Source organism: Methylobacterium sp. CCH5-D2, from assembly GCF_001556475.1.
Taxonomy (GTDB): domain Bacteria; phylum Pseudomonadota; class Alphaproteobacteria; order Rhizobiales; family Beijerinckiaceae; genus Methylobacterium; species Methylobacterium hispanicum.
Genome location: NZ_LSIX01000595.1, coordinates 1 through 4,172 on the forward strand (window position 1 = coordinate 1; position 4,172 = coordinate 4,172).

5 protein-coding genes are annotated in these 4,172 nt (G+C 69.8%); all 5 read right to left on the bottom strand.

Translation table 11 applies throughout. The features are described from left to right. Nucleotides 1-156: 156 nt before the first annotated feature. On the bottom strand, nucleotides 157-669 hold the full coding sequence (locus AX737_RS15350) for a hypothetical protein (RefSeq protein WP_066922706.1): 513 nt from the start codon (nucleotides 667-669) through the stop codon (nucleotides 157-159). A gap of 387 nt (nucleotides 670-1,056) precedes the next feature. Continuing rightward, the gene (locus AX737_RS15355; RefSeq protein ID WP_066922708.1) at nucleotides 1,057-1,659 is read right to left on the bottom strand and encodes a hypothetical protein; all 603 of its coding nucleotides are present in this window, start codon (nucleotides 1,657-1,659) and stop codon (nucleotides 1,057-1,059) included. Then, nucleotides 1,656-1,826 (bottom strand): hypothetical protein, encoded by a 171-nt coding sequence (locus tag AX737_RS33260; RefSeq protein ID WP_156453741.1) that lies wholly within the window; start codon nucleotides 1,824-1,826, stop codon nucleotides 1,656-1,658. The genes AX737_RS15355 and AX737_RS33260 overlap by 4 nt, the downstream gene beginning before the upstream one ends. A gap of 173 nt (nucleotides 1,827-1,999) precedes the next feature. Continuing rightward, complete coding sequence (locus AX737_RS15360; RefSeq protein ID WP_066922710.1) at nucleotides 2,000-2,980, bottom strand: hypothetical protein; 981 nt, start codon at nucleotides 2,978-2,980, stop codon at nucleotides 2,000-2,002. A gap of 456 nt (nucleotides 2,981-3,436) precedes the next feature. Further along, nucleotides 3,437-4,172, bottom strand: a 736-nt coding sequence (locus AX737_RS34475; protein ID WP_245293454.1) for a DUF5906 domain-containing protein, incomplete at its 5' end; no start/stop codon positions are given.

Genomic DNA, 4,172 nt, shown 5'->3' on the forward strand with positions numbered 1-4,172 from the left:
GGGGAGGCCCGCCGCAGGGGTGTCAGGGGGCATGTCCGGGTGTCCTGTCAGGGGTGTCAGGGGTGTCAGGTCAGGTTTCCGACAGCCTCACTGGCGAAATCTCGGGGTCTACCGCCCGCAGAGGGGGGCGCCTGGACAGGGACCCGAAGGCCAAGCCTAGAGGAGGTGGGTGCGGCGCGCCGCCTTGGTTCGGTTGTCCACCGCCCACGCGGGCCTTAGGTTCGGGAGCGCCCAGGCCGCGCGCAACTCATCCGGGTCGGCGAGATCAAAGCCAGCCAGGGGCAGGATGTGATCGATGTGGATCTCGCCAGCACAGAAGCGGGCCCAGTCCATGCCGTCACGAAACTGCCGATCCAGGTGGCGGCGCAGGTCCGGCACCGTGTAGCCAAGGAAGGCCTCGGCTCTGGGCGACCGCCCAGCGCGCTTGATCGCGCATCTCAGCAGGTCTCCGAGCTTGATCCCCTGGCGCTTTCTGCGAAACGCGGCCCGCAGCCTCTGTCGGATGCAGTAGTCTGGATCGAGCCTGTACCGTATGGCGAACCGCTCGCCTGAGGTGAGGCCCGGCGCGCGCCAAGGCTTCAGCCTCAATCGCTCAACCCGCGCATGCTGGCGCGCCTCAGCCTTCGCGGCCTTGATCGCCGCGCGCTCGGAGCGGCGGGCTTCGGCCATCGCTTCGCGGGCTGCGCGGGCCTCGGCGGACGCCTCGGCGCGCTTGAGGCGCGCTTGAGCGTATTCCTCCGTCCGATCTTTCCGAGGCGAGCCATCCGGCCGCCTATTGAACTTTGGAGGCCCGCCGCGACGGCGGGCCTTCTTCCTACGGTCACGCTCCTTCGCCAGCGCCGTAGTGCAGGCTTCGCACGACCGGCGCCCCTTGGACACCTCTCCGCCGCAGCGTTTGCACTGCGGGGTCGCGTGGAGGCGCGAGGGCTTGCAGACATAGCAAAACCGCGGCGGCGGTCCGCCGTATCGCTGCTCGAAGCTCTCACTGCAGCGCTGGCAGGTAAGCGTCGCCCCCATGAGAACAGGCTAGCAACACCCGCGCGCCAGGGAAAGGTATCAGCCCAGCACGCGGCCGAGTTCGTGGGCGAGCCGGTCCGGCAGGTCGCGCTCGACCGTCGCCCCGAAGGCCGCGCCGGACGCGCCCGCCACCATCTCGTCGGGAATGAAGAGGCCGGACTTGGCTTTGACGAAGCGATCCATGCGGCCCCGCCCGTCGGCCCGGTAGGTCGAGGTCTTGCCCCCCGAGCGGTAGAAGACCTGCCCGTTCCAGTTGGCCTTGGTGACGCGGTGCGGCCACCAGCCGGCCCGCATGAACGAGCCGCCGTAGACCGAGCGCTTGTTCCAGGGGGCGGAGGAGACGCCCGTGGCCGTCTCGCGGGCGCCGAAGTGCTTGAGTCCGACATCGCCGCCGCGCGAGCGGATCGTGTAGGTGAGCCCGCCCGCCCCGGCCTTGGTTTCCCGCAGGGCCTTCACGATGGTCCGGCGCTTCAGCCCCGTCTGGGGGGCGAGCGCCCGGATCATCTGGGTGCGGGCTTTGGCGCCCGTGTGGTTGATGGCGCGGGCGAGCGCGAGGGGCGCCTTGGCCCCGGCCGCCGCGATCTGGTCGGCCAGCCGTGCGAGCGCTGCCGCGTCGAGGGTGACGAAGAGGCCGCCGCTCACGGGCGGCGCGCCGGATGAGAGAGCCGGGCGGCGAGCGCCCGGGCGTCGGCCGCGAGGCTGCGCCCGATCTGTTGCGCGCTCTGCGCTGCCGTCCGCGCGTTCGCCTGCAGCACGGCGCGACCGGCGCGGGCGAGCGCGGCGCGCCGCTCGGCACAGCGGCAGCTCATGGGGTGATCCGTGGGGTTGGTCCGGGTGACGGGCCGGTGCGCGGAACGCTCGCGCTCCGGCCCGACTGCCCTTCGGAGGCAGGCCAGAACGAAAAACCCCGGCGCGGGTGGCGCCGGGGTTCATCAGGTCGTTTTGACCCTAGCCCGATGTGAACCAAATATCTGTCGAACCGTCAAGCTACCTTCATGCGTCGGACAGGCGAATTTTTGCGGACAGGCCGCCGGAGCGCCCGGGCGAGGCCCGTCGGGGCCGCAAAGGGCGTTTCGGGAGCGGGGTCCGCGTCCGCCTCCGGGCCGACCAGGGCGGGCGCGGCGCCCAACAGGATGCGGGGCTTGGCCACCGCCCCCGTCTCCCACGGCCGGGCCGGGCGCTCGGGCGGGGTCAGCGCGTAGGCGGTGAGCCGCGGTTCGAGGTCGGCGTAGAGGACGTGGAGCGCGGCCACGTACACCTCATGCTGGCCGCGGTCGTAGATCCCCTCGACGGGCGAGGGTTCGAGACGGTGCTTGCGGTAGGCGTCGGGGAACGGCATCCGGCGCTTGCGGTCGAAGCCGTCCGTCTCGATCTCGTAGGGGCCGTTCACGCCCTGGACGGTCTCGCGCCGGAACCAGCCCGGCCGGCCCTTGCCGACGCAGACGACCTCGACCGCGGGCGTCTCGATCTCCCAGCCGGGCTCGCCGCCCAGCACCGCGTAGCGCATCACGAGGCGGCGCAGGCCGCCCTTCAGGGTGCGGTTGCCCCGGGCATCCGTCACCGTGAGGTCGGCGAGCGCGTCCTGCACCGCGGCGTAGCCGAGGCGGCCCGCCTCCAGATCGACCCGGTCGATCTGCCCGACCTCGCCCAGATCCGGGATCGGGTTCCAGTGGGCCGGCATGCAGAGGTCGAGCGTGTCGAGGTGCGCCATGGCGAGCGCGGCGGCGATGGCGTCCGGATGCGGGTCGTCGCGGGCGTAGCGGTCGGGGACGACGCCCCACTGGTTCTCGCGGGCGTAATCGACCAGGGCGCCGAGCGTGCCGACCGCCTCGACACCGCCCCAGGCGCCGCCGTAGGCGGCCGGGCCGATCTCGGAGATGGGGGCGAAGTCGCACTGCTCCTTCGGCAGCTCGTCCCGGTAGGCCCATTTCAGGAAGGCCTCGATCCCGATTCGCTTGCGCATCGTCCGCCTCGCCGCTCAGCCGAACCGGGCGCGGGAGGCGCGGGCTCGTTCAAGGGGAGGCTGCCACAGACAGATTACAGAACGTTTCCCGAAGCTTAGCCGCAATCAGCTTTCGCGCTGCCGGACCCTTCAGTGTCCTACCTGTCCTACCTTCAGAAGATCAAAAAACAAGGTGGGACAGCTCTAACCCGTTGCTGCAACAGGCAAAGACCCACCTGTCCCACCTGTCCTACCTGTTTCTCACGTGAATCACTTCGCCCGGCCCGCGCAGTCCGACCCGGGAGAGACCGGGAAGGAAGGGGGGAACGCGCCTGCGCGCGCGGAGGGCCAAAAAAGGTAGGACAGGTGGGACAGGTAGGACGAGCCCTGTCGCATCAAGCACTTAGCCCGGACCACCTCTGCCGCCTGTCCTACCTCGACGTAGGACAGGCGCGGCTCGGCGCGGGCGCCAGAGGGTCAGTTCCCCCCTTCGCTCCCGGTCTCTCCCGGCTCCGAACCGTCGTCCCAGTTGACGGCCTGCTTCACCTCGCGCTCGAACTGCGCGCGGCAGGCGGCCAGCGGCGGCAGCAGGTAGTGCCAGAGCCGCTTCGTCTCCATGTGGCCCGTGTTGGTCGAGAGGCGCTTGCGCTCGATCTCCGGCACGAGCTTCTTCATCTTGATGCCGAACGCCGTCAGCTCGGACTTGCGCTTGACGCCGATCCTGTCGGCGCCCTCGATGTAGTCGTCGAACATCTCGTCGATGACCATGTCGGTGCGCCAATACTCGACTTTTCGCGTCGGCGTACCGGTCATCAGCCGCTCGAACCACCAGCTCTCGACCGTGTCGAGCGAGCGCAGCTTCTGTTCCAGCAGGCCTTCGGTGTAGGGGATCTGGCGCAGGTTCACGCTGCCGAGGTCGAAGGTGAGGAGGTCGTGTAGCAGGGCCTCGCGCCCGCCCTCCGCCATCTCCTTCGCCATCTCCCCGAAATACTCGCTGTTCTGGGCGCAGTGGGGCGCGACGTCGAGCACGCAGAAGCGCCGCTCGTCCTTGCCGGCCGGGATGACCCAGTCCTCGTTCGAGGTGATCATCAGGCGCACGAAGTTCTTCAGCCGGATCGGATCGACGCCCTTGTGCTCGATCATCTGCGTCTCGGAGGTGACCAGCGACTTGAGCCGGCCCTCCGCGCCCTTGTCGCCGGCCCAGAAGCCTTCG